Source organism: Sodalis sp. RH24 (assembly GCF_047324145.1).
GTDB lineage: Bacteria > Pseudomonadota > Gammaproteobacteria > Enterobacterales > Enterobacteriaceae > Acerihabitans.
Genome location: NZ_CP178729.1, coordinates 294,034 through 313,774 on the forward strand (window position 1 = coordinate 294,034; position 19,741 = coordinate 313,774).

Here is a 19,741-nt window from a genome sequence, read left to right on the forward strand (position 1 = left end):
AGGGGCTTATTGGTGATAAGCCCCTTCCTTATTAAATCAATTTATCCATGGTGATAGGCAGTTCCCTGATACGCTTGCCGGTCGCGTGAAACACCGCATTGCTTATCGCCGCGGCAACCCCGACAATACCCAATTCTCCCACGGCTTTACCGCCCATGGTTGTCGCCTTGTAGTCAGGCTGGCCCACATCAATGGTGACAATCTCAGGAACGTCGGCATTGACCGGCACCAGATAGTCAGCCAAATTATTATTGATCACCCGACCGTTATTAGGGTCGATAATGCCTTCCTCGAGCAATGATTGGCCCAGCCCCATAATCATACCGCCAATCCATTGGCTCCGTGCGAGCGTGGGATTAAAAATACGGCCACTATCAAAGGCGCCTACCATGCGTTTGACGCGTACGGTGCCAAAATCCTGATCAACCCTGACTTCGACGAATTGAGCGCTCCAGCTGTGGGCGGAAACATCCTGCGGCCGGGTCATGGTATTCAGTGCTCCCACAATTTTATCCCGCTCCTCAGACGATGCATCCTGCGAAAATGTGCCGCCTGTCACCTCCAGACGGTCCATATTCGCCACCTGAAGCAATCGTGATAGGGTGATGGTTTTACTGGGGCGCAGCGCCATACGGATTTCGCCATTAGCCAGCACTAAACGCCCGCGGTCAACCCCATGCAGCGGCGAATCCGGCGTCTCGACAGCCAAGGTCAACAAACGCTCCTTCATCAAAGAAGAGGTTTTATTCACTGCGGCCGCCAGATTGCCAGCGAGCTGGGAGCCACCGGCAACACCAGCCCTGGGCAAAAAGGTATCGCCAAGCTGCACGGTTATCTTTTCTGAGGGGATTTGCAGTATTTCCGCGGCCGTTTGCGCCAGTATGGTATAGGTCCCGGTCCCTATATCCGCCCCGGCGCTCTGCAAAATAAACCTGCCGTCGGGTTGCAAAATGAGTTTTGCTTCAGCGGGCTGAAGGTTTACCGGATAGGTTCCCGAGGCCATACCCCAGCCGATGAGCTCACGACCTTCGCGCATTGACCGCGGCGCCATGCTGCGCTTATCCCAGCCAAAGGCTTTCGCGCCTTCAAGGTAAGCTTCGCGCAACCGGCGCAGGCTCCAGGGTTTGTTGAGCTGATAGTCATGATCAGCCCAATTACGCAACCTGAGTTCAAGCGGATCGATATTAAGCGCATAAGCCATTTCATCCATCGCCACTTCCAAACCGAAGGCGCTGGGGTTTTCTCCCGGCGCGCGCATCCAGCCCGGAGTCACGGTATTGATAGGCACGACACGATGGCGGGACTGCACATTGGGAATGCCATACAGCCGCGCCGTCACACGATTGCAGTTCTCAGCGTAAACGTCGTCTAAGGATGTTTCACTAAAACTGTCGTGAATAATGGCCGTTATCTTGCCGTCACGCGTCGCGCCCATCTCTAAATGTTGTGAGGTCGCCGCTCGTCCGCCAAAACCGGTGAACGTCTGCGGCCGGGTTAACGACACTTTCACCGGACGTTTTAACTCCCGTGCCGCGGCACAGGCCAGCGCAACATGACTGTAGGGCACCGGTTTGGAGCCAAATCCCCCGCCGACATAAGGAGAAATAATGTGGACATCGCTCCTGTCGATGCCCATCCATTCGGCGATCTCCACCTGGGCGCCCGCCACCCACTGGCTTGGCTCCCATACCGTCAGCTTGTTATCTTGCCATTGGGCGATACAGGCATGGGGTTCCATCGGCATATTGTATTCGCGTGGCGTGATGTAATGGCCGCTTATTCTGACGTCGGCGGTGGCCATAGCCTGCTGTGCATTGCCGATATTGATGCTAAGCGCATCCATGTTTTTAGGCTTGGCGTTGGGATCGGTCGCCGCGATCAGGGCCTGCGTCTCCTGATACTCAACTTTGACCAGCGAGGCCGCATAGGTGGCTTGCTCAAAGGTCTCGGCAATCACAATACCGATATTTTGCCCATTGTGGATAATCCGGTCATCCTGAAGCGGAGTATAGGTTGATTGCGCCGCTCCCCCCTGGGATATCGGCGTGGGTCTGTGTATCTTCAACGTGTTTAAATGGGTGTAAACGGCGACGACCCCTTGCGCACTCAGGGCGGCGTCCGTCTGCATACCGATAATTCGGCCGCTGGAAATGGTGGATTGAATGACGACGCCATAAAGTACATTGGCTACCTGGTGTTCAACAGCATAGGTGGCTGCTCCGCTGACTTTCACCGCGCCGTCGCCCCTCGGGCGGGCTGCCCCCAGGGCCTCATATTTCCCGGTTTCGGGTGGCGTGGCGGTCCCGGTTTGTTGCGCCGCCTGCGCCGAACCAAAACCAATACCGCTTCCATTGACGACGGAAGCAATGGCTGTCGCCTTAAGCAAGCCGCGGCGTACCTTATCGGTTTCTTGCTTCATGATAATCCTCCTGCGGTGAGCAATGCGCGGGTAATAACCTTCGGCGCGAGCACCATTTTAAAATGATTGTGCTCCAATGGACGGGCATCCGCGATGACCAACTGTGCCGCTTCACTGATGTTTTCTTCACTGAATGTCTTGCCGCGCAAGGCGTTTTCAACCTGGACTGCACGCCAGGGTTTGGTGGCCACGCCGCCGAGCGCAATATGCACATCACGGATCATTCGACCATCCAGTTCGATACCCACCGCCGCGCTGGCCGCGGCGAACTCATAGGACGCGCGATCGCGCACTTTCAAATAATAGGAGTGTTCCAACGCGGGAACACGTGGTATTTCGACAGCGATAATGATCTCATCTGGCGCAATGTCGTGTTCCTTGTCAGGCGTTGTTCCAGGTAATTGATAAAATTGTCCAATAGGGACACTGCGTTCACGCTGGGCGGTATTGCGTAATATCACCCTGGCGTCGAAGGCCGTGAGCGCGACCGCCAAATCTCCCGGATACACCGCGACACAGCTGGCGCTTGCGCCAAGTATCGCGTGATTACGGTTAATGCCCTTAAGTGCGGCGCACCCGGATCCGGGGTGACGCTTATTGCACGCGGAAAATGTTTCCGGATCGCGAAAATAAACGCAGCGGGTACGCTGGCGCAGGTTGCCGCCAATAGTCGCCATATTTCTGATCTGGGGAGAGGCGGCCTGCCAAAGACTGCCGTAAACAACCGGAGCGAGATTGCGGCAATCCGGATGAGCTGCCAATTCACTCATCCGTACCAGCGCCCCGAACCGGATGGACTGCGCCGAGAAAAAAATGTCGCTCAAACCGGGCAGGCGGGTGATATCGATAAGCCGCTGCGGTTTTTCAACATTGCACTTCATCAAATCCAGTTGGGTTGTGCCGCCGGCCAGAATACGCCCGCCTTCAGGGGTGACCTGCGACAATGCATCATCTAAAGTTTGTGCCCGATGGTAAGAGAATTCATTCATGCCGACTCCTTATTCAGCGCAAGGGCCGCCTGTTTGATGGCATCGACGATATGCGGATAGGCGCCGCAGCGGCAGATATTGCCACTCATGTATTCGCGGATCTCTTGTTCGGATCCGGCATGTCCCTCCCTGATGCACGCCACCGCCGACATAATTTGTCCCGGTGTGCAATAACCGCACTGAAAAGCGTCATGTTGCAAAAAACACACCTGTACAGGATGTAAAGTACCATCGCGTTTGACCAATCCCTCGATGGTTGTTATCTGTTTTTCGTCTGCTTGCGCCGCCAGGGTCAGGCAACTCAGCACGCGTTTCCCATCAATATGTACGGTACAGGCACCACATTGGCCTTGGTCACAGCCTTTTTTAGTGCCTGTCAGCGCCAGGTGCTCGCGCAGCACGTCCAGAAGGGTAACCCGGGGATCAACAGAAAGCTCATGAGGCTCACCATTGACAATGATGTTTAACGGTATGTTTTCAGCCATATTTGTATTCCAGTAATAAGTAGGATTCATCTTGAATGCAACAAGGTTGCGCTCTCGTTATAATGGCGAATGCAAATATCCCTTTGACAAGGTGTTACTATAAGATTTAGCTATGTAAGCATTAAATGATAAATATCGGATCGTTTACTCTTGGCATGGACATAACCCAATTTTGAGTCTAAAAATACCCATCTGAATAGAGAGTCGTAATCAGTATTTATTATAATAACGATTAACTGCTATATCTCAGCCACCGGTGCAGATTTCTAATCGCGCATCTACTTTTTTAATATTTAAAATCCCTTCTATTATCATCGCTAAAAACGCTTTATTTTCTAATGATATGAACGTTTTTTAACTTAAATCATGACAGCATGAAACCGCGATAGCGTCATATATAACGTAGGGTCATGTTGTCTCTATCCTATGCCGTAAAATTCAAAACGCTGACATTCAGTAAACATTTTCACCGTGTAAGTTTAACAGGTGGGCAGCAATTGATTATTGTTGAAACTTGCTAGGCTTAGTGAAAATTATTCATAACTGTTCATCATATGATCTGGTTGTGTCGCCATTAAATCATGAATAAAAGGCGATAGATTTAGTGATTAAATCTCTTTAACGCATTGATTAATAGCATTTAATACATAAATTTATACCTGTGTCATTCCGAGTTTGGAAAACACGCCTCGATTCGCCACCCGATCTTTGGCAACACAATATTTCATACCTAATGAAGATAGCCGCGTTTTGGCGAGAGGATGCAATGTGTCATGGGTTCATTGATCAGGTATAGCATAAGGTTAACAAGATCTTGATTATCAGTCACAAAATGCCTAAACCACAATAAAGTTAACCTTCCAGATGTGAGATGTATAATTATAATGGTTAATCATGATATCGACGGTTGTACGTTATGGGGCGATTCATCGAATGTGTTGCGAGAGGGCAAGGGCAATGCTTCCTGTTGGTATACTGATTGCCGCCGCCGGTCACGGGCTTCGATATAGAACAGCCGGCGGTATAGGACTCAAACTCGAGCATCTGCTTGATAATGGCGTCACTGTGTTCCAGCAGACCTTGCTCAATGCGAGTCGTTCTGGACTACCGATTCACGTTGTGACTCGTTCGTCTTACACGTCAATTCATCAGATATGCCGGACTTTCCACGTGACTTTTAGCTGTGCTGATACCGATGGGCTTGGAGAAACGATTGCCGCGGGGGTAAATACGTGTCGGGGCTGGAAAGGGTGGTTGGTACAATTAGCTGATATGCCTTTTGTCAGCCACGCTATTTATCAGCAAGTTGCACTTGCGCTTGACCAGCATGTGACTGTCAGGCCGGTATATCGTCATCAACCAGGGCATCCGGTAGGTTTTTCCGCGCAGGCAATTGATGTGCTTTTGCAATTGCGGGGCGATTGTGGGGCAAAAGAGGTGCTGAGAAGGTATCCCCCCTTGCTAATAGATGTTAACGATAGCGGGGTGATTACCGATATCGACCTGCCGCCCATGCCTGATGCACAAGTGATCTGATGTAACTATTGTTAATTTCAAGATGGATAGGGTGTCACGGCGTGGAAATAGCCATCGGGACGCTTCGGCCCTTGACCTCGGCTGCGTGTGATTGATTCATGGTTATGCCGCGGAAATAAACCATGCGGTAAGGTGAAAGGCATACCGCGGCGCATAAGGGAGTTTGAGGGTATTGAAAAGGCGGTATATGGGAAAATTTTCATTTGAGGCCATTGGAACCCGATGGGAAATCGAGACGCTTATCCCATTGGGGACCGGTGTGCGTCAATCCATCCTTGATAGGATCGCGCTATTTGAGGCGGTTTATTCGCGCTTTCGAGCAGATTCTCTGGTGTCTCGAATCGCCGCGGCGCCCAATGGAGGATGTTTTGATTTTCCTGAGGATGCGCACGCATTATTCTCTCTCTATGACCGGCTGCACGCCATAACCGGCGGTGCCGTGGATCCCTTGGTGGGGCGTGCCCTCGAATTGCTCGGTTATGACAGAAATTATACGCTTAAACCCGCGCCTGACCTGGTCAGGAACGCAGTAATAGAGAGTGACACAGCGGTCTGGTCGAAGGACATTATGCGTCAGGGAACTTCGCTTAACACACGCAGGGCTGTTGTGATCGATGTTGGCGCTGTGGGAAAAGGTTACCTGGTGGACATGGTTTCTGAAATTCTCCGAGATGCAGGTTTTGACCAGTTTGTCGTCGATGGCAGTGGTGATATCCGTCACTTTGGGAGATCCACCCTCCGGATTGGGCTGGAGCATCCGTTCAATCCCACAATGGCGATCGGGGTTGCCGCTTTACAGGGACGCGCGCTGTGTGCATCCGCAGTTAACCGACGGGCATGGGGTGATGGACTCCATCATGTGCTTGATGCCCGCACAGGACTACCGGTTCGAGATGTCGTTGCAACCTGGGCTGTTGCCGACGATGCCGCCACCGCGGATGGCCTGGCGACGGCGCTGTTTTTTGTCGGACTGGAACAACTGGTGGATTATTTCGATTTCGAATTTGTAAGGATGTTTGCCGATGGACACGCAGAAGCTTCCGGGAATTTTAAAGGTGAACTCTATTTCTGAGGTTTGCGAAACGCTAACGGTTGCACAGAACATTGCTTACCGCCAGAGCCGTTAATCCGGCGCTGACGTGAAGTTATTTATTAATTTCATTCAACATTGAATGCGTTATAACCCTCTTAATTAAAGTCAGCTTCCTACGTAAGATGGGTCGTGCTGAAAAAGAATTCAATGTGAGGACATAAATGTCATCCCGGCTTGGCGCTATGCCCTGTTTGCACCTTATAGCTTTAATGAGGACCGTTTGTCGCATTTGAATTCATCGATGCTGGATTTAGACAAACACAGACCACTGGCAATGCCGCTTCCGTTCGGGTTCTCAATGTGCTTCTTATTCGGGCGTCACCGACTGCCGCACCGCCCGCTCACGCCGATCCCTGGGGTGATGGTTTGTCTCGACAAAGAGGCAAAGCAATGCAGCAATTCACTCGATGGCGGAGCCGTGCGATATAAAATCTTATTGATATCACTCAGGGAGTGTGCGACATGAATTGTTTCGCCTGCAAAATATTTCTGACGCTCATGCTTGCTCATTTACTGTTAGCCGGCACTGCCATCGCCGCTTCGAAGCAGCCGCAGGCGGCTTTACAATCAACTGAAAGTGATCCCGGACCGGAGAAGCTAATGAGTACAAATAAACCTGTTGTCCTGGTTGTCGGTGCAAGCGGTAGCATCGGCAGACCGGTCGTCGCGGAAGCATTCAGGAAGGGATATGAGACCAGGGCTCTGGTGCGTGATCCGGGCCAGGCGAAATTGTTCCCCGCTGGCGTCCAGGTCGTCGTGGGTGACCTGACCCGGGCCGAGACACTGCACGACGCGGTCGCAGGCGTCACAGGCATCATCTTCACACATGGCATCAGCGGGAACGATCCGCAAGGAGCCGAGCAGGTGAACTACGGCGCGGTGCGCAACATCTTGAGCGTTTTGCAAGCCCCGGCGCGGATCGCTCTGATGACCACGGTCGGTGTCACGAAACCCACTATCGGACACGACTGGAAGCGGCGTGGGGAGCGGCTTGTGCGCGCCAGTGGTCTGCCTTACACCATCGTTCGTCCCGGATGGTTTGACTACAATACACCCGAACAGCACCGTCTCGTGATGCGACAAGGAGACACGCACTGGGCCGGATCGCCTTCCGACGGTGTGGTTGCCCGTGCCCAGATCGCCCAGGTCCTCGTCGCTTCGCTGACCTCGCCTGCCGCGAATCGCAAAACCTTTGAGCTGGTCGCCGAACAAGGCGCTGCCCAGTCCGATCTGGAGCCGCTTTTCTCGGCACTGCCGGTCGATCCTATCGACGGCTACGACGCCATTCGGGACCGGGACAGTTTACCCCTCGCCAAGGAACCCCCCACGTTTATCCGCGAACTTAATGCTGTCCGTGGGCGGTTCAAAGACTGAGTTCCATCGGGGAAGTGCTGATGGATTCCTCTGACTGTGCTCTCGGGGGCTTTATATCAGTGATCTCTTCCCATTAAACATTACTAGCCTGGCGATGGATTAACCAGAGGGGAGTTGGTCATAGTATGGCATACGTCACTGGTTTATGAATATCTTAATATAACTATATTTCAGCAATACTTCTTTTATAGAAGTTGATTATTAGCCCTACTGTTTTTTAGTATAAAGCTATGTTTTTGCGGTAATTTATTTTTTATCAAACAACTGTCACTCAATTTTAGTTACGACTTTTCAAAAAGTGCATTCATGATGATCGAATCATAATACCCCCAGATTTTTACAATTTGTTTATCCTTTATGCGCAGTACCCAGCAGTATTGCATATTGAAGTTCACTCCGTTTTTACCTTTACCGCCTGTAGCATGGAAACGCAGGCAGGCATAATCTCCGTCAACTATCATTGCATCGATGATCGGCACAGGCCATGATTCCAGTTTGTCATCAAGGCGGTTAAGAAGATTATTCCTGTAGTTTATCTTCCCCCGATAGCATCCTGAAACTGGCGAAGTTCCCAGTGCATTAAATTCCAGATCCTCGTGTAATGCGGCCATAAAATTCTCTCCCCATCCTTGGTTGGCTACCGACTGGAAAAGCGACGATAAGAACTGGCGATTTTCTTCACTCATTATGTATCTCCTGGCTGTTTATGAATTCTGACGTGTGCTTTTAAGAATATCAGAGAGACCGCGGGCTAACAGTTGACGCGGCGCATCGGTTCCGTCGACAGGAAGAAGCGTTCTGCTGCGTATTTTCCAGCGATTATCGTGACGTTCCAGCTCCCAACGATTAACCACTACCCGATGGATACGATACCCGGTAGAATATCCATGGTTGGCCATCTCACGTGGTTCTCCCTGTTGATCCAACTGTAATAGCTGTAAATAGGAGGTGACAATAGCCGTATCGCCTCGTAAGTCGATAAGCGGCAGCCCGGCAAAATGTGCCAGTCCGCTTTTAATTGCCTTTTCATGTGCTGGTCTGAGTATAAATGCTGCGATCGCGTTCACGCCTTTAGCACCATCTAACCCTTCACCTCGATTAAACACACCATCCTCCATATAAACAGAGGCCGTATATTCAGCGAGCCCGCTGTCGGCACTGGGGGGATGAGAGGCAATAAGCTCATAAATGGCCAGCTTATCTTCCGTTATCTGCAGTCGTTGTTCTAAGGTAAGTCGGTTTCTGTCAACCATTAGCCCCTTCTCCTAGTTTGCTGGTTTGTCTGGATTGCCGCTATTATAATTGTTCTTTTTAATTAATTAATACAGCCATAACTGGATGCAGTTATTAGAGCAATTTAATAATAGAGAGGTAGAAATGATTAGCCGTTCGGATTTTTTGGCGCTTAAGACTTTTATCATGGTGGCGGAGAAACTGAACTTCAGGGCTGTGGCGGACAAACTCGGTATATCCGCCTCTGCGGTCAGCCAACAAATCCAGGGACTTGAAGAGCGCTTGGGATTGAGACTTTTAAATCGCACCACACGCTCAGTGTGTCTCACTGAGGAGGGGCGAGTGCTGTATCTTCAAACTGCGCCATTACTGGAAAATCTTGCCGATGCGTTCATGCAAGCGCATTCGCGAAGCAGTATCGTTAAAGGAAATATTCGAATTCATGCCTTTCGTTCGGCTGCTGAAATGTTTCTGGATTGTAAGGTAGCGGGTTTTCTTGCCTCTTTCCCCGATGTGCATATTGATCTCACGATAAATGACTGCCCCGCGGATCTTATGGCGGGACGATTCGATCTCTCTCTACGGCTTGGTGAAGTACTTGACCCAGGATTAGTTGCGGTTCCCATTGGTGAGCGGTTACATCAAATAGTGGTGGCCGCGCCATCCTATCTTGAAGCACGTGGAAACATTAAACAGCCGGAAGATTTAAGCCAGCATAATTGCATTGGCTGGCGTTGGCCGGGCAAGGTGACCCCAGAGCCCTGGCAGTTTTCTTTTAATGGACAGTTAAAAAATATTTCCGTTACAGGAAATCTGGTAGTGGATGACCGGGAACGTCAATATCGGGCTGCCATCGCGGGGATCGGCGTTGCTCAGGTCACAGCGGAAAGAGTGAGTGTTCATCTCGACTCTGGCGCGCTTCATCGCGTTCTCGAGGCATGGGAGAGTCAGTTTGATGGATATTACCTTTGCTGGATCGTGGGTAAAGCTATATCGCCAGCGATGAGGGCATTTATTGACTGGTTGCGAAACGGATAATTTAGCCGGGGTTGTATCAATACCAGCAAGTCCTGGTTTTTCACTGATTTCACTGCTGGATCAGGCTACTTTGTTTCCATGAACCATTCCGGCCTGCCGTTGGTGCTTGAGTCGGTAGTTTTCGCCGGCAATCGGCACGATATGGGCATGATGCAGCAGCCGATCCAGTAGTGCCGCCGTCAGGGTGGCGTCATGCGCGAACGTTGCATCCCACTGCCCGAACGGCAGGTTACTGGTCACGATTAAACTGCCCTTTTCGTAGAGCGCCGCGATCACCTGGAAGAACAGGTTGGCCTGCTCGCGGTTCATCGGTAGATAGCCTATTTCATCGATGATAAGCAGGCGGTAAGCCTTGATGGCCCGGCGCATCACCGTTTTGCGCGTGTGCCGTGCTCAACGCCAGCAGCAAGTCCGATGCTGTCGTAAAACGCGTTTTGATGCCGGCCTGCGTTGCCTTGTAACCCAGCGCCATCGCCAAATGGGTTTTGCCCACGCCGCTGGGGCCGACCAACACCACGTTCTCGTTGCGTTCGATAAATCCCAGTCCGGCCAGTTCTTCAATCTGGCTGCGCTTAACGCCTTTGGCGAAGTCATAGTTGAACTGTTCCAGCGTCTTGATCGCCGGGAAGCCCGCCATGCGTGTCATCATGCTTTGTTTTCGCACGTTCCGTCCCGCGACCTCTTTGCGCAGCAACGCCTCCAGGAAGTCGCTGTAAGCCGTCTCATCCTTGGCCGCCTGCTGAGCCGCCGCGCCGTAGCCTTGTGCCATGAAGGAGAGCTTCAGAGTCTCGCACAACCGGGCTATCCGTTCATGTTGTAAGTTCATACCGCCATCCCTTGCCGGACGTTGAACAGCAGTTGCTCATAGACGGCCAGGGGTGCTGCTCAGGCGTCGTTTCTGCCAGCCGCTCAGGCACGATTGCCGGCCGACGTGGCGGGGCGGGCTCCTTTGCGGCTTGCACTTGTGGCCGCGCAGCAGCGATATTCCCGCGCCAGGGCACAGCCAGCGCCTGTAGACAGGGCACTTCCTTTGCCAGCCGTGCCGCCGGCCTTTCCTGTGTCGTGCCGTGCACCCGGTCGTTGGCAACTTCTCGCAGCCAACGCGCCACTTCGGCATTGGCGGTGACGACATCGAGCTGCAAGCCGCTCTGGCTCAGACGACTTGCCGGCGGCACATAAAACGAACGCCACAAGTAACCGTTGAAGCGCTCGACCTTGCCCTTTGTCTGCGCGCGGTAGGGTTGGCACATTTCGGGAAGATGTGATTGTTCATGCTGGCAAGCAGACGTACGGAGTGGTTCTGTGACCAGGTTCGATTGCTTTTATGCCAGGTTAATGCAACGTGTTTAAAGGATTTTTCAGGGGAGCTGGCAGCTATCTCTGCGATACGTTGCTGTGCTGGATTGATATTCTGCGCCAGCGGCTTGCGTATGCCATCACGTTGCTGCCGGGTGTAAGCCAGAGAAACATCGGGATAAGCCCCTAAGCCAAGCCGGGATTCCTTACCATTGATGCGATATTTGATATAGCAGAGACGTGAACCGCCGGGATTGATCAAAAGGTACAGGCCATGAGAATCGGAAACTTTGAAGGGTTTAGCGGATGGTTTTGAGCTGCGGATTTTTGTGTCGTTAAGAGACATTTGGGGGTCACTCCGTCATCGAACCAACTTGACCCCAAATCTGACCACCAAATTCTCCCGATGCGGAGGGAAAAACAAAAATGCATCGGGAAGGTTTTTCACGCTAACTTTTTGAATCTAGTTCAGATAAGGATTCGCGGAGCGGCATGAAAACAAGAATTTGGCTCCTCTGACTGGACTCGAACCAGTGACATACGGATTAACAGTCCGCCGTTCTACCGACTGAACTACAGAGGAATCGCTGGGTTCGCATAATAGCGATGGTGGTGGGCGATGTCAAAGGGGGAAGGGACGTAAAGGGTCTGTTTGCTCAGAGATTGCGCATTCGCCCGCATCCCGCCGCAATGCGGCGGGATTTTCTAGCGGATTATTATAAAAAGCCGTAGGCGGCGGCCAGGATCCAGCCGACAAGGCTGGAGACGCCCACGCCAAGCAGGCCCACCAGGATAAAGCTGTGGTTGATGACATACTTGCCGATATGGGTGGTGCCGGAACGGTCAAACTGGATAGCCGCCAGGTCGCTGGGATAGGTCGGCAGGATATAATAGCCGTAGCAGGCGGGCGCCGAGGCGACGATATAGGCCGGGTCGACGCCGATGGCCAGGGCCAGGGGCACAATCGCCGCCAGCGCCGCGGCCTGGGAGTTGACGAACTTCGAGACCACCAGCAGCGCCAGCGCGTAGGCCCAGGGATGGACCTTGATAATGGCGCCGAGGCTGGCTTCGATTTCGGCCAGGTGCGCGCCGAAGATGGTTTCCGCCATCCAGGCGATGCCGTAGACCGCCACGATGGCAATCATGCCGGAGCGGAAGACTTCGTTTTTCGAGATGGCCGCCGGGTTGGTCTTGGTGGCGATGATAATCAGGGCGCCGGAAAACAGCATGCACATCTGGATAACCAATACCATCGACAGCCGTTTGCCGCCGAACACCGGCAGCAGCTGAGGCATCGCGCCCAGCAGCGCAACGACGGCGATGGTGGCGAGGAAAATCCACATCGCCACCCAGTTGCTGCGCGGCAGCTTCTGGTTGAGCAGGGTGGCGGTATCGCCGTAGACATAGTGGCGGTTTTCGGGGTCGGCGATAAATTTCTGGAACACCTCGTCCTTATCCAGGTCCTTGCCGCGGAACCAGCTGAAGATACCGATGGCCAGGATGCCGCACAGGGTGGAGGGAACGGTGATGGCCAGCAGGTCGAGGAAATCGAGGTGGCGGCCGTTAAAAGACACATTGCCGAGCATGGCCACCAGGGAGACCACCGCGACCGACACGGGGCTGGCGATAATGCCCATCTGGGCGCCGACGGAGCTGGCGGCCATGGGACGTTCGGGGCGGATATTATTTTTAATCGCCACGTCGTAGATGATGGGCAAAATGGTGTAGACCACATGGCCGGTGCCGCAGAGGATGGTCAGGCAGCAGGTGACGAAGGGGGCGACGATGGAGACGTATTTGGGGTTGCGCCGCAGGAGTCGCTCGGCGATTTGCAGCATGACGTCCAGGCCGCCGGAGGCTTGCAGGGTGGCGGAGGCGGCGACCACGGCGATAATCACCAGCATGACGTCGACCGGGGGTTTACCGGGTTCGAGATGGAAGACGAAGACCAGGATAACCAGCCCGATACCGCCCAGGAGGCCGAGGGCGATACCGCCCTTTCTGGCGCCGTATAACAGACAGGCCAGAATAACGGCCAGTTGAATAAAGAAGTCCATACATTCCTCAAAGAAAGTTAACGTTTTTTGTTAACCGCTAATATCGGCCTGTTGACCACACAATTCGTTGCGTCAAATCTAAGATAGGGGTGTTATTACGAGAAAATTGATTAATAGGCGAGATGAGTCACAAGATATAATACCCTGAGTTATAATTGCATTGTCTTGTAATTAATGGATGATTATTGTTTTTGGTCAAAAAGAATAGCCGTTGAGGTTATTTCATTAACATAACTTCAACGCTATTCGGTTAATTCGCGCGGCAATCAGGCCGCGCCGAATTGGGCCTGATGCAGGCGGGCATAAGTGCCGTGCCGCAACAGCAGTTCCTTATGGCTGCCTTGTTCAATAATGCCCTGCGTATCCACCACCACGATGCGATCGGCATGCTGGATAGTGGCCAGGCGATGGGCTATCACCAGCGTGGTACGTCCCCGTGACAGGTCGGACAGCGAGTGCTGGATGGCCTGCTCGGTGGCGGTATCCAGCGCCGAGGTGGCTTCGTCGAGGATCAGGATTGGCGGGTTCTTCAGGAAAATACGCGCAATGGACAGACGCTGCTTCTGGCCGCCGGACAACTTTACCCCGCGCTCGCCCACCAGGGTATCCAGTCCTTCCGGCAGGGCGGCGATCAGCTCGTCAAGGCGCGCCCGCCGCGCCGCCTGCCAGATTTCCTCATCAGTGGCGTCCAGTTTGCCATAGGCGATATTTTCGCGGATCGATCCGCCGAACAGGAATACGTCCTGTTGCACAATGCCGATATTGCCGCGCAGCGAAGCCTGGGTCATATCGCGGATATCGATGCCGTCCACGCTGATGCTTCCGGCATCCACGTCATAAAAGCGCGGCAGCAAAGAGCACAGCGTGGTTTTACCCGCGCCGGACGGGCCGACAAAGGCTACGGTTTCGCCGGCGCGGATGGTCAGGTTCAGATGGCTGAAGATCGGTTTATCGGCCCGGTAGCCGAAGCTGACGTCGCGATAGACGATATCGCCGCGCAGGCTGTCCACCGCCAGGGCGGCGGGGCGGTCGGTGATATCGGCCACGGTATCCATCAGCCCGGTAAAACGCTTAAAGCCGGCAATGCCCTTGGGATAGCTCTCCAGCACCGCCGAAATCTTGGCAACCGGGCGGAAAAAGACTTCCACCAGCAGCAGGAAACCGACAAAACCGCCGTAGCTTAGCTCGCCCTTGATCACATACCAGGTGCCGGCAACCATCACGATCAGCTGGACCAGGCGGGTGCTGAGATAACTTAGGGTCAGGCTGGCGGTCATGATGCGGTAGGCGCGCAGCTTGGTGGCGCGGTAGCTGTCGTTATCACGGGCAAACAGGGCTTCTTCCTGGCGTTCGTTGGCAAAGGCCTTGACCACGCGGATGCCGCCGATGCTCTCCTCGATGCGGGCGTTGAAATTACCCACCTGGCGGAACAGCTTGCGCCAGGTGTCCGTCATCTGCGCGCCCTGGCTGCTGACCAGCCAGGTCATGGCGGGGACAATGATAACGGTCAGCATCGCCAGCGGCACATGGACGGTGGCCATCAGGATAAACGCGCCGATAAACGTCATCAGGGCGATAAACAGATCTTCCGGGCCGTGATGGGCGATTTCGCCGACCTCCTCCAGATCCTTGGTGACGTGGGTGATGATGTGGCCGGTCTTGGTATTGTCGTAATAACGGAACGAGAGCTTCTGCAGATGATTAAACGCCTCGCGGCGCATATCGGTTTCTATGCCCACGCCCAGGGCGTGGCCCCAATAGTTAACCACCGCCATCAGCCCGGTATTGAGCAAATAAATCAGCAGCAGGCCGGCGGCGGAGACGCATACCAGCACCCAGTCCTGGGCGGGCAGTAATTTGTCGATAAAGAGTTTTACCGCCATGGGAAAACCCAGCTCAAGCAGGCCGGCGAGAATGGCGCAGCCGAAATCGAGCGCAAACAAGCGCTTATAAGGAAGGTAGTAGCTAAAAAAACGGCGGAGCATCAATGCGTCCTCTGACAAAATCGCAGTGCGGGATCACTTTTACGATGATTATGAATATGTTGACCAAATGATAATGCCTCGTAATCGCCAGTAAGGTCAATGGGGCAGGGGGAATGGCGTGTCGCGCCGGTAAAGTCTTGACAATATATAGGTACAGGGAGTTATTATTTATATATCAACTAATGTGTTGGAATCTATTCCTTATGTCATCAACTCCTACCTCGTCTTTAACCGATTCAACGCTGCCCGCTCCGTCGCCCAAGCGCCATTTCGCCAACCTGATTGCCCAGACCGCGCGGCAATGGCGGCGGGTCATCGATCGCAAGCTCCAGCCCTATGGCCTGACGGAAGCCACCTGGGTGCCGCTGTTATACCTGGCGCGCGCGGACAAGCCGATGCTGCAAAAAGACCTGGCCGAAGCCATTTATCTGGATGCGTCCTCGGTGGTGCGCCTGTTGGATAACCTGCAAAACCAGGGGTTTATCGAGCGGCGCGAAGGCAGCGATCGCCGCGCCAAAGAGATCCATCTGACCGAATCCGGCATGCAGCGGGTCCAGCAGGTGGAGGGGATGGCCCAGCAGGTGCGCGATCGGGCGCTGGCCGGCGTGGACGATAACGATATCGAACAAATGAACCGTTTGCTGGAACAGGTGCTGGTCAGTTTGGCCGTCGTCGACAGGGAACCCGTATGAATAGTGGTGTACACGAGCGGCGATTTCTGTCCCTCACCCGGTTTAAACGTCTTAACAATCGGCAGAAAACCTGGGTTATCGCCGGGCTGGTGGTGGTGATAGCGCTGGCTATCTGGTTTATCACCTGGCTTGACTGGCGTTTTGCCCATGTGGCCGAGAATGATGCCCATATTAGCGGCGAGGTGGTGACCCTGGCCAGCCGGGTGGACGGCTGGCTGGTGGCGCGTCCGGTGATGGATGGCGATCATGTTAAAAAAGGCCAGGTCCTGGCGCAGATCGACGACCGCGACGCCCGGCTGCGGCTGGCGGCGGTGCAAGGCGACCTGGCATCCGCCAATGCGCAAATCCGCTATACCGAGGCGCAGCGCCAGACCGCCGATTTAACCACCCAGGCCACCCTTGAGCAGGCGCAGGCGCAGCTGACCGTGGCGGAGTCGACGCTGTCCGACGCCGGGCATCAGCTGGCGCTGGCGCAAGCCAATTTCCAGCGTGACGATAGTTTGGTGAAAAGCGGACTGACGCCGCGCAAGACCTGGGATGAAAGCCATACCGCCCTGCTGCAGCGTCAGGATCAGCAGCGGGAGGCCGAGGCGCAGCTGCTGTCGCAGCGGGCGGCGCTGGCCAATGCCCGGGCGCAGCGCGGGCAGCTGCAGGTGCTGGACCGGCAGATCGATATGCAGCGCCAGCAGTTGGTGGCGCTGACGGCGCAGGCGCAGCAGATTACCCAGGAAATCGCCGATCGTACCCTGCGCTCGCCGGTGGACGGGGTGGTGGATCGTACGCTGGGCGATGTGGGGGATTATGTGCAGGCAGGACAGTGGGTGATGATGGTCCACGATCCGCACAACGTCTGGGTGGAGGCGAACATTAAGGAAACGGCGCTGAATAAGGTGGCGGTGGGCCAGCCGGTGGATATCGGCATCGACGCCTATCCCGATCTGGTTTCCCATGGGCACGTGATCCGGGTCGGCAATACCGCCACCAATCAATTCGCCCTGCTGCCCAGTCCCAATCCGTCCGGCAACTTTACCAAAATCACCCAGCGGGTGCCGGTGCGTATTGCCTTTGACCAGGCCGACGCGCGGCTGAAACCCGGCCTGATGGTTGAGGTGGCCATCAATGTCGCCCATTGAGACCCAGGCGCAGCGTTTTGGTCCCGCGTATCGCTGGCTGGCCACCGGCACGGTGATGCTGGGCACCATCGCCACCACCGCCACCGCCACCATCGTTAACGTGGCCATGCGCGATATCATGGGGGCGTTTGGCCTGGGGCAGGATCAGGTGCAATGGCTCTCCACCGCTTTTTTAGCCTCGATGACCGCCACCATGCTGATGACCGCCTGGGTATTGGAGCGGTTCGGCTACCGGCGGGCGTTTGTCGGCGCGCTGGCGGTGTTTATCGCCGGCAGCCTGCTGGGCTTTGCCAGCGCCAGCGGCGCCGAAGTGATTTTGGCCCGGGTGCTGCAGGGTTGCGCGTCGGGCATTATCCAGCCGATGGCGATGGTGGTGCTCTCGCAGGTATTTCCTCCCGCGCAGCGCGGCAAGGCCATGGGCATCTATGGGGTGGGCGTGGTGCTGGCCCCGGCGCTGGGGCCGACGGTCGGCGGCCTGATGGTCGATCAGTACGACTGGCGTTTTGTCTTTCTGGTGGTGGTGCCATTCTGCGTTGCCGGCATGGCGGCGGCGATGGTTATCCTGCCGGGGCTGGATAAGCAGGCCGCCGCGCCGCGCCGCAGGTTCGACGGCCTCGGGTTTTTGCTGTTGGTCTGCGCGCTGATCACGCTGCTCACCGGTTTGTCCAACGGCCAGCGCGAGGGATGGGATTCTTTTTTTATTATCGGCATGTTTGCCGCCGCCCTGATAACCGCCGCCGCGTTTATCCTGTGGGAACTGGTGGCGCCGCAGCCGTTGCTTAGCCTGCGGGTATTCAATAACCTGCGTTTTTCCGCCGGGTGCGTGGTGGCCTTCGCGCTGGGGGCCGGCATTTACGGTTCCACCTATATCATCCCGCTGTTTGTCCAAACCGTGCAGGGGTATACGCCCACCCGCTCCGGATTATTGCTGATGCCCTCCGGGCTGGTGCTGGGATTGATATTTCCCATTGCCGGACAACTGAGCGATCGCCTGCCGCCGCATCTGCCGGTGATGGCCGGGCTGGCGATTTTCGGCCTGTCCTGCTGGCTGTCCGGCGGCGTCGATGTCGATACCCCTTTCTGGACCATGGCCCTGTGGGTCGTGCTGGGTCGTATCGGGTTGGGCGTTATGCTGCCGGCGCTGAACGCCGGGGCGCTGCGGGCGCTGCCGGCGGATAAGCTGGCCCAGGGATCCGGCAGCCTTAATTTTGTCCGCCAGCTGGGCGGCGCCTTTGGCGTTAACCTGCTGTCGGTGATTATCGACCGGCGTACCATTTTTCACGGCGACGCCCTGGCGCAGGCGCTGACGGCCGCCAACGCCACGGCGGCGGAATCCATCTCCCGCCTGGCGCTGCTCTATTCCCACTGGGGCAATCCGTTCGGCAGCCGCTTACCGCAAGGCGTGAATCCCGGCTCAATGGCCTACCTGGAAACCATGCTGGTGCCGAAGGCGCAGCTGTTCGCCTATCAGGACGGGTTTTATATCGTGGCGGTGTTTTTCTTCCTGGCGATTATCCCGGCGTGGTTTATGCGCGGCCGGAACCGGCCGGCGACGCAATTGCAGGCGGAGCCGGCGCCTGCCGCGGTCACCGCGCATGACTGATTCCTCCGGGTAACGCTGCCCGCGACGTTCGCCAGGCCGGTTGGCCTGGCGTTTGCCGGATCATGATCCGGCGCAATAAACCGCGCGGTGGAACAGGTTACACTCGATTTTTATAGACGATCGGTCTATATTATTACCATGAATGAAAAAACTGTTGCCGCGCGGCGCGGGCGTCCGCCGAAAATCGCCCGGGACCAGCCGGATACCCGTGAAAATCTGATTCGCTGCGGTACCGCTATCCTGACCGAGCAGGGGTTCAGCGCCTCGGGTATCGACGGCATCCTGAAGCAGGTGGGCGTGCCGAAAGGCTCGTTTTACTACTACTTCGAGAGCAAGGAAGCGTTCGGGCAGGCGATTATCGACTACTACGGCCGCTATTTTCTGCGCAAGCTGGACCATTGGCTGCTGGACGAAACCCTGCCGCCGCTGGAGCGCCTGCGGGCGCTGGTGTCCGACCTCAGCCTGGGCATGGCGAAATACGATTTCAGACGCGGTTGCCTGGTGGGCAATCTCGGGCAGGAAATCAACGTGCTGCCGGCAAGCTACCGCCGCCAGCTCAGCGACATTTTGCAGCAATGGCAACAGCGGGTCGCCTGCTGCCTGCGGCTGGCGCGCGCCGCCGGGCAATTACCGCCGGACGCGGACTGCGAAGGCCTGGCGGAATTTTTCTGGATCGGCTGGGAAGGGGCGGTAATGCGCGCCCGGCTGGCCGGCGGCCCCCAACCTTTACAGCGGTTCGCCGACGGGTTTTTCGCCGGTCTGCCGCGCTGAACCCTTGCCGGGCTCACGATATTTAAAGACCATTTGA

Annotated in this window: 15 protein-coding genes, 1 tRNA gene and 3 pseudogenes; 8 read left to right on the forward strand and 11 right to left on the reverse strand. The window is 55.1% G+C overall.

What is annotated here, in order from left to right; translation table 11 throughout:
* Positions 1 to 31: 31 nt before the first annotated feature.
* Genes ACL2XG_RS01315 through ACL2XG_RS01325 form a run of 3 tightly spaced genes read right to left on the reverse strand, consistent with a single transcriptional unit; the run spans position 32 to position 3,893 of the window.
* On the reverse strand, positions 32 to 2,419 hold the full coding sequence (locus tag ACL2XG_RS01315; protein ID WP_413723082.1) for a xanthine dehydrogenase family protein molybdopterin-binding subunit: 2,388 nt from the start codon (positions 2,417 to 2,419) through the stop codon (positions 32 to 34).
* Entirely contained in the window at positions 2,416 to 3,408 is a 993-nt protein-coding gene (locus ACL2XG_RS01320; protein WP_413723081.1) for an FAD binding domain-containing protein, read from the reverse strand. Before ACL2XG_RS01320 ends, ACL2XG_RS01315 begins: the two co-directional genes overlap by 4 nt.
* A complete protein-coding gene (locus tag ACL2XG_RS01325; protein ID WP_413723080.1) occupies positions 3,405 to 3,893 on the reverse strand; it encodes a (2Fe-2S)-binding protein in 489 nt (162 codons plus the stop codon). The genes ACL2XG_RS01320 and ACL2XG_RS01325 overlap by 4 nt, the downstream gene beginning before the upstream one ends.
* Before the next feature lie 957 nt (positions 3,894 to 4,850).
* Between ACL2XG_RS01325 and ACL2XG_RS01330 the strand changes: the two genes are divergently transcribed.
* From ACL2XG_RS01330 to ACL2XG_RS01340, 3 genes are all read left to right on the forward strand, one after another.
* Positions 4,851 to 5,429, forward strand: a complete 579-nt coding sequence (locus tag ACL2XG_RS01330; RefSeq protein ID WP_413723079.1) for a nucleotidyltransferase family protein — start codon at positions 4,851 to 4,853, stop codon at positions 5,427 to 5,429.
* 187 nt (positions 5,430 to 5,616) lie between these two features.
* Positions 5,617 to 6,501: an FAD:protein FMN transferase gene (locus ACL2XG_RS01335; RefSeq protein WP_413723078.1), complete on the forward strand. Its 885-nt coding sequence runs from the start codon at positions 5,617 to 5,619 to the stop codon at positions 6,499 to 6,501.
* A 483-nt stretch (positions 6,502 to 6,984) separates the two neighbouring features.
* Positions 6,985 to 7,896 (forward strand): SDR family oxidoreductase, encoded by a 912-nt coding sequence (locus tag ACL2XG_RS01340; protein ID WP_413723077.1) that lies wholly within the window; start codon positions 6,985 to 6,987, stop codon positions 7,894 to 7,896.
* 281 nt (positions 7,897 to 8,177) lie between these two features.
* Here the strand turns inward: ACL2XG_RS01340 and ACL2XG_RS01345 are convergent, their stop codons facing one another.
* Both ACL2XG_RS01345 and ACL2XG_RS01350 read right to left on the reverse strand, forming a co-directional pair.
* Complete coding sequence (locus tag ACL2XG_RS01345; protein WP_413723076.1) at positions 8,178 to 8,582, reverse strand: nuclear transport factor 2 family protein; 405 nt, start codon at positions 8,580 to 8,582, stop codon at positions 8,178 to 8,180.
* Between the two features lie 18 nt (positions 8,583 to 8,600).
* The gene (locus tag ACL2XG_RS01350) at positions 8,601 to 9,149 is read right to left on the reverse strand and encodes a nuclear transport factor 2 family protein (RefSeq protein ID WP_413723075.1); all 549 of its coding nucleotides are present in this window, start codon (positions 9,147 to 9,149) and stop codon (positions 8,601 to 8,603) included.
* A gap of 85 nt (positions 9,150 to 9,234) precedes the next feature.
* On the opposite strand from ACL2XG_RS01350, the gene ACL2XG_RS01355 reads away from it, so the two are divergent.
* Positions 9,235 to 10,167: a LysR family transcriptional regulator gene (locus ACL2XG_RS01355; protein WP_413723074.1), complete on the forward strand. Its 933-nt coding sequence runs from the start codon at positions 9,235 to 9,237 to the stop codon at positions 10,165 to 10,167.
* A gap of 60 nt (positions 10,168 to 10,227) precedes the next feature.
* Here the strand turns inward: ACL2XG_RS01355 and istB are convergent.
* The 6 genes and pseudogenes from istB to ACL2XG_RS01385 form a co-directional block, all read right to left on the reverse strand.
* Positions 10,228 to 10,993 (reverse strand): annotated as a pseudogene (istB, locus tag ACL2XG_RS01360) (IS21-like element helper ATPase IstB).
* Positions 10,990 to 11,426 (reverse strand): annotated as a pseudogene (locus ACL2XG_RS01365) (IS21 family transposase); the annotation flags it as partial. The pseudogenes ACL2XG_RS01365 and istB, both read right to left, overlap by 4 nt.
* A pseudogene (locus ACL2XG_RS01370) lies at positions 11,420 to 11,809 on the reverse strand (Arm DNA-binding domain-containing protein); the annotation flags it as partial. The pseudogenes ACL2XG_RS01370 and ACL2XG_RS01365, both read right to left, overlap by 7 nt.
* A gap of 161 nt (positions 11,810 to 11,970) precedes the next feature.
* Positions 11,971 to 12,046, reverse strand: a tRNA-Asn gene (locus ACL2XG_RS01375).
* A gap of 133 nt (positions 12,047 to 12,179) precedes the next feature.
* Positions 12,180 to 13,520, reverse strand: a complete 1,341-nt coding sequence (locus tag ACL2XG_RS01380) for an anaerobic C4-dicarboxylate transporter (protein WP_413723073.1) — start codon at positions 13,518 to 13,520, stop codon at positions 12,180 to 12,182.
* Between the two features lie 266 nt (positions 13,521 to 13,786).
* Positions 13,787 to 15,505, reverse strand: coding sequence for an ABC transporter ATP-binding protein (locus ACL2XG_RS01385; protein ID WP_410014625.1), 1,719 nt, complete (start codon positions 15,503 to 15,505; stop codon positions 13,787 to 13,789).
* A 203-nt stretch (positions 15,506 to 15,708) separates the two neighbouring features.
* Between ACL2XG_RS01385 and ACL2XG_RS01390 the strand changes: the two genes are divergently transcribed.
* The 4 genes from ACL2XG_RS01390 (at position 15,709) to ACL2XG_RS01405 (ending at position 19,704) form a co-directional block, all read left to right on the forward strand.
* Positions 15,709 to 16,197, forward strand: a complete 489-nt coding sequence (locus ACL2XG_RS01390; protein WP_410014626.1) for a MarR family winged helix-turn-helix transcriptional regulator — start codon at positions 15,709 to 15,711, stop codon at positions 16,195 to 16,197.
* Complete coding sequence (locus tag ACL2XG_RS01395) at positions 16,194 to 17,330, forward strand: HlyD family secretion protein (protein ID WP_410014627.1); 1,137 nt, start codon at positions 16,194 to 16,196, stop codon at positions 17,328 to 17,330. The genes ACL2XG_RS01390 and ACL2XG_RS01395 overlap by 4 nt, the downstream gene beginning before the upstream one ends.
* Positions 17,317 to 18,933, forward strand: a complete 1,617-nt coding sequence (locus ACL2XG_RS01400; protein WP_413723072.1) for a DHA2 family efflux MFS transporter permease subunit — start codon at positions 17,317 to 17,319, stop codon at positions 18,931 to 18,933. Before ACL2XG_RS01395 ends, ACL2XG_RS01400 begins: the two co-directional genes overlap by 14 nt.
* Before the next feature lie 138 nt (positions 18,934 to 19,071).
* Positions 19,072 to 19,704 carry a TetR/AcrR family transcriptional regulator gene (locus tag ACL2XG_RS01405; protein ID WP_410014629.1) on the forward strand — a complete coding sequence of 211 codons (633 nt, stop codon included), beginning with the start codon at positions 19,072 to 19,074 and terminating at the stop codon, positions 19,702 to 19,704.
* The last annotated feature ends 37 nt before the right edge of the window (positions 19,705 to 19,741 follow it).

Excerpts from the sequence above, each read along its gene's own strand:
- ACL2XG_RS01390 (WP_410014626.1), top strand. The coding sequence starts at position 15,709 with ATGTCATCAACTCCTACCTCGTCTTTAACCGATTCAACGCTGCCCGCT.
- ACL2XG_RS01330 (WP_413723079.1), top strand. The coding sequence starts at position 4,851 with ATGCTTCCTGTTGGTATACTGATTGCCGCCGCCGGTCACGGGCTTCGA.
- ACL2XG_RS01315 (WP_413723082.1), bottom strand. The coding sequence starts at position 2,419 with ATGAAGCAAGAAACCGATAAGGTACGCCGCGGCTTGCTTAAGGCGACA.
- ACL2XG_RS01320 (WP_413723081.1), bottom strand. The coding sequence starts at position 3,408 with ATGAATGAATTCTCTTACCATCGGGCACAAACTTTAGATGATGCATTG.
- ACL2XG_RS01395 (WP_410014627.1), top strand. The coding sequence starts at position 16,194 with ATGAATAGTGGTGTACACGAGCGGCGATTTCTGTCCCTCACCCGGTTT.
- ACL2XG_RS01385 (WP_410014625.1), bottom strand. The coding sequence starts at position 15,505 with ATGCTCCGCCGTTTTTTTAGCTACTACCTTCCTTATAAGCGCTTGTTT.
- ACL2XG_RS01340 (WP_413723077.1), top strand. The coding sequence starts at position 6,985 with ATGAATTGTTTCGCCTGCAAAATATTTCTGACGCTCATGCTTGCTCAT.
- ACL2XG_RS01350 (WP_413723075.1), bottom strand. The coding sequence starts at position 9,149 with ATGGTTGACAGAAACCGACTTACCTTAGAACAACGACTGCAGATAACG.
- ACL2XG_RS01380 (WP_413723073.1), bottom strand. The coding sequence starts at position 13,520 with ATGGACTTCTTTATTCAACTGGCCGTTATTCTGGCCTGTCTGTTATAC.
- ACL2XG_RS01400 (WP_413723072.1), top strand. The coding sequence starts at position 17,317 with ATGTCGCCCATTGAGACCCAGGCGCAGCGTTTTGGTCCCGCGTATCGC.
- ACL2XG_RS01325 (WP_413723080.1), bottom strand. The coding sequence starts at position 3,893 with ATGGCTGAAAACATACCGTTAAACATCATTGTCAATGGTGAGCCTCAT.
- ACL2XG_RS01335 (WP_413723078.1), top strand. The coding sequence starts at position 5,617 with ATGGGAAAATTTTCATTTGAGGCCATTGGAACCCGATGGGAAATCGAG.
- ACL2XG_RS01355 (WP_413723074.1), top strand. The coding sequence starts at position 9,235 with ATGCAGTTATTAGAGCAATTTAATAATAGAGAGGTAGAAATGATTAGC.
- ACL2XG_RS01405 (WP_410014629.1), top strand. The coding sequence starts at position 19,072 with ATGAATGAAAAAACTGTTGCCGCGCGGCGCGGGCGTCCGCCGAAAATC.
- ACL2XG_RS01345 (WP_413723076.1), bottom strand. The coding sequence starts at position 8,582 with ATGAGTGAAGAAAATCGCCAGTTCTTATCGTCGCTTTTCCAGTCGGTA.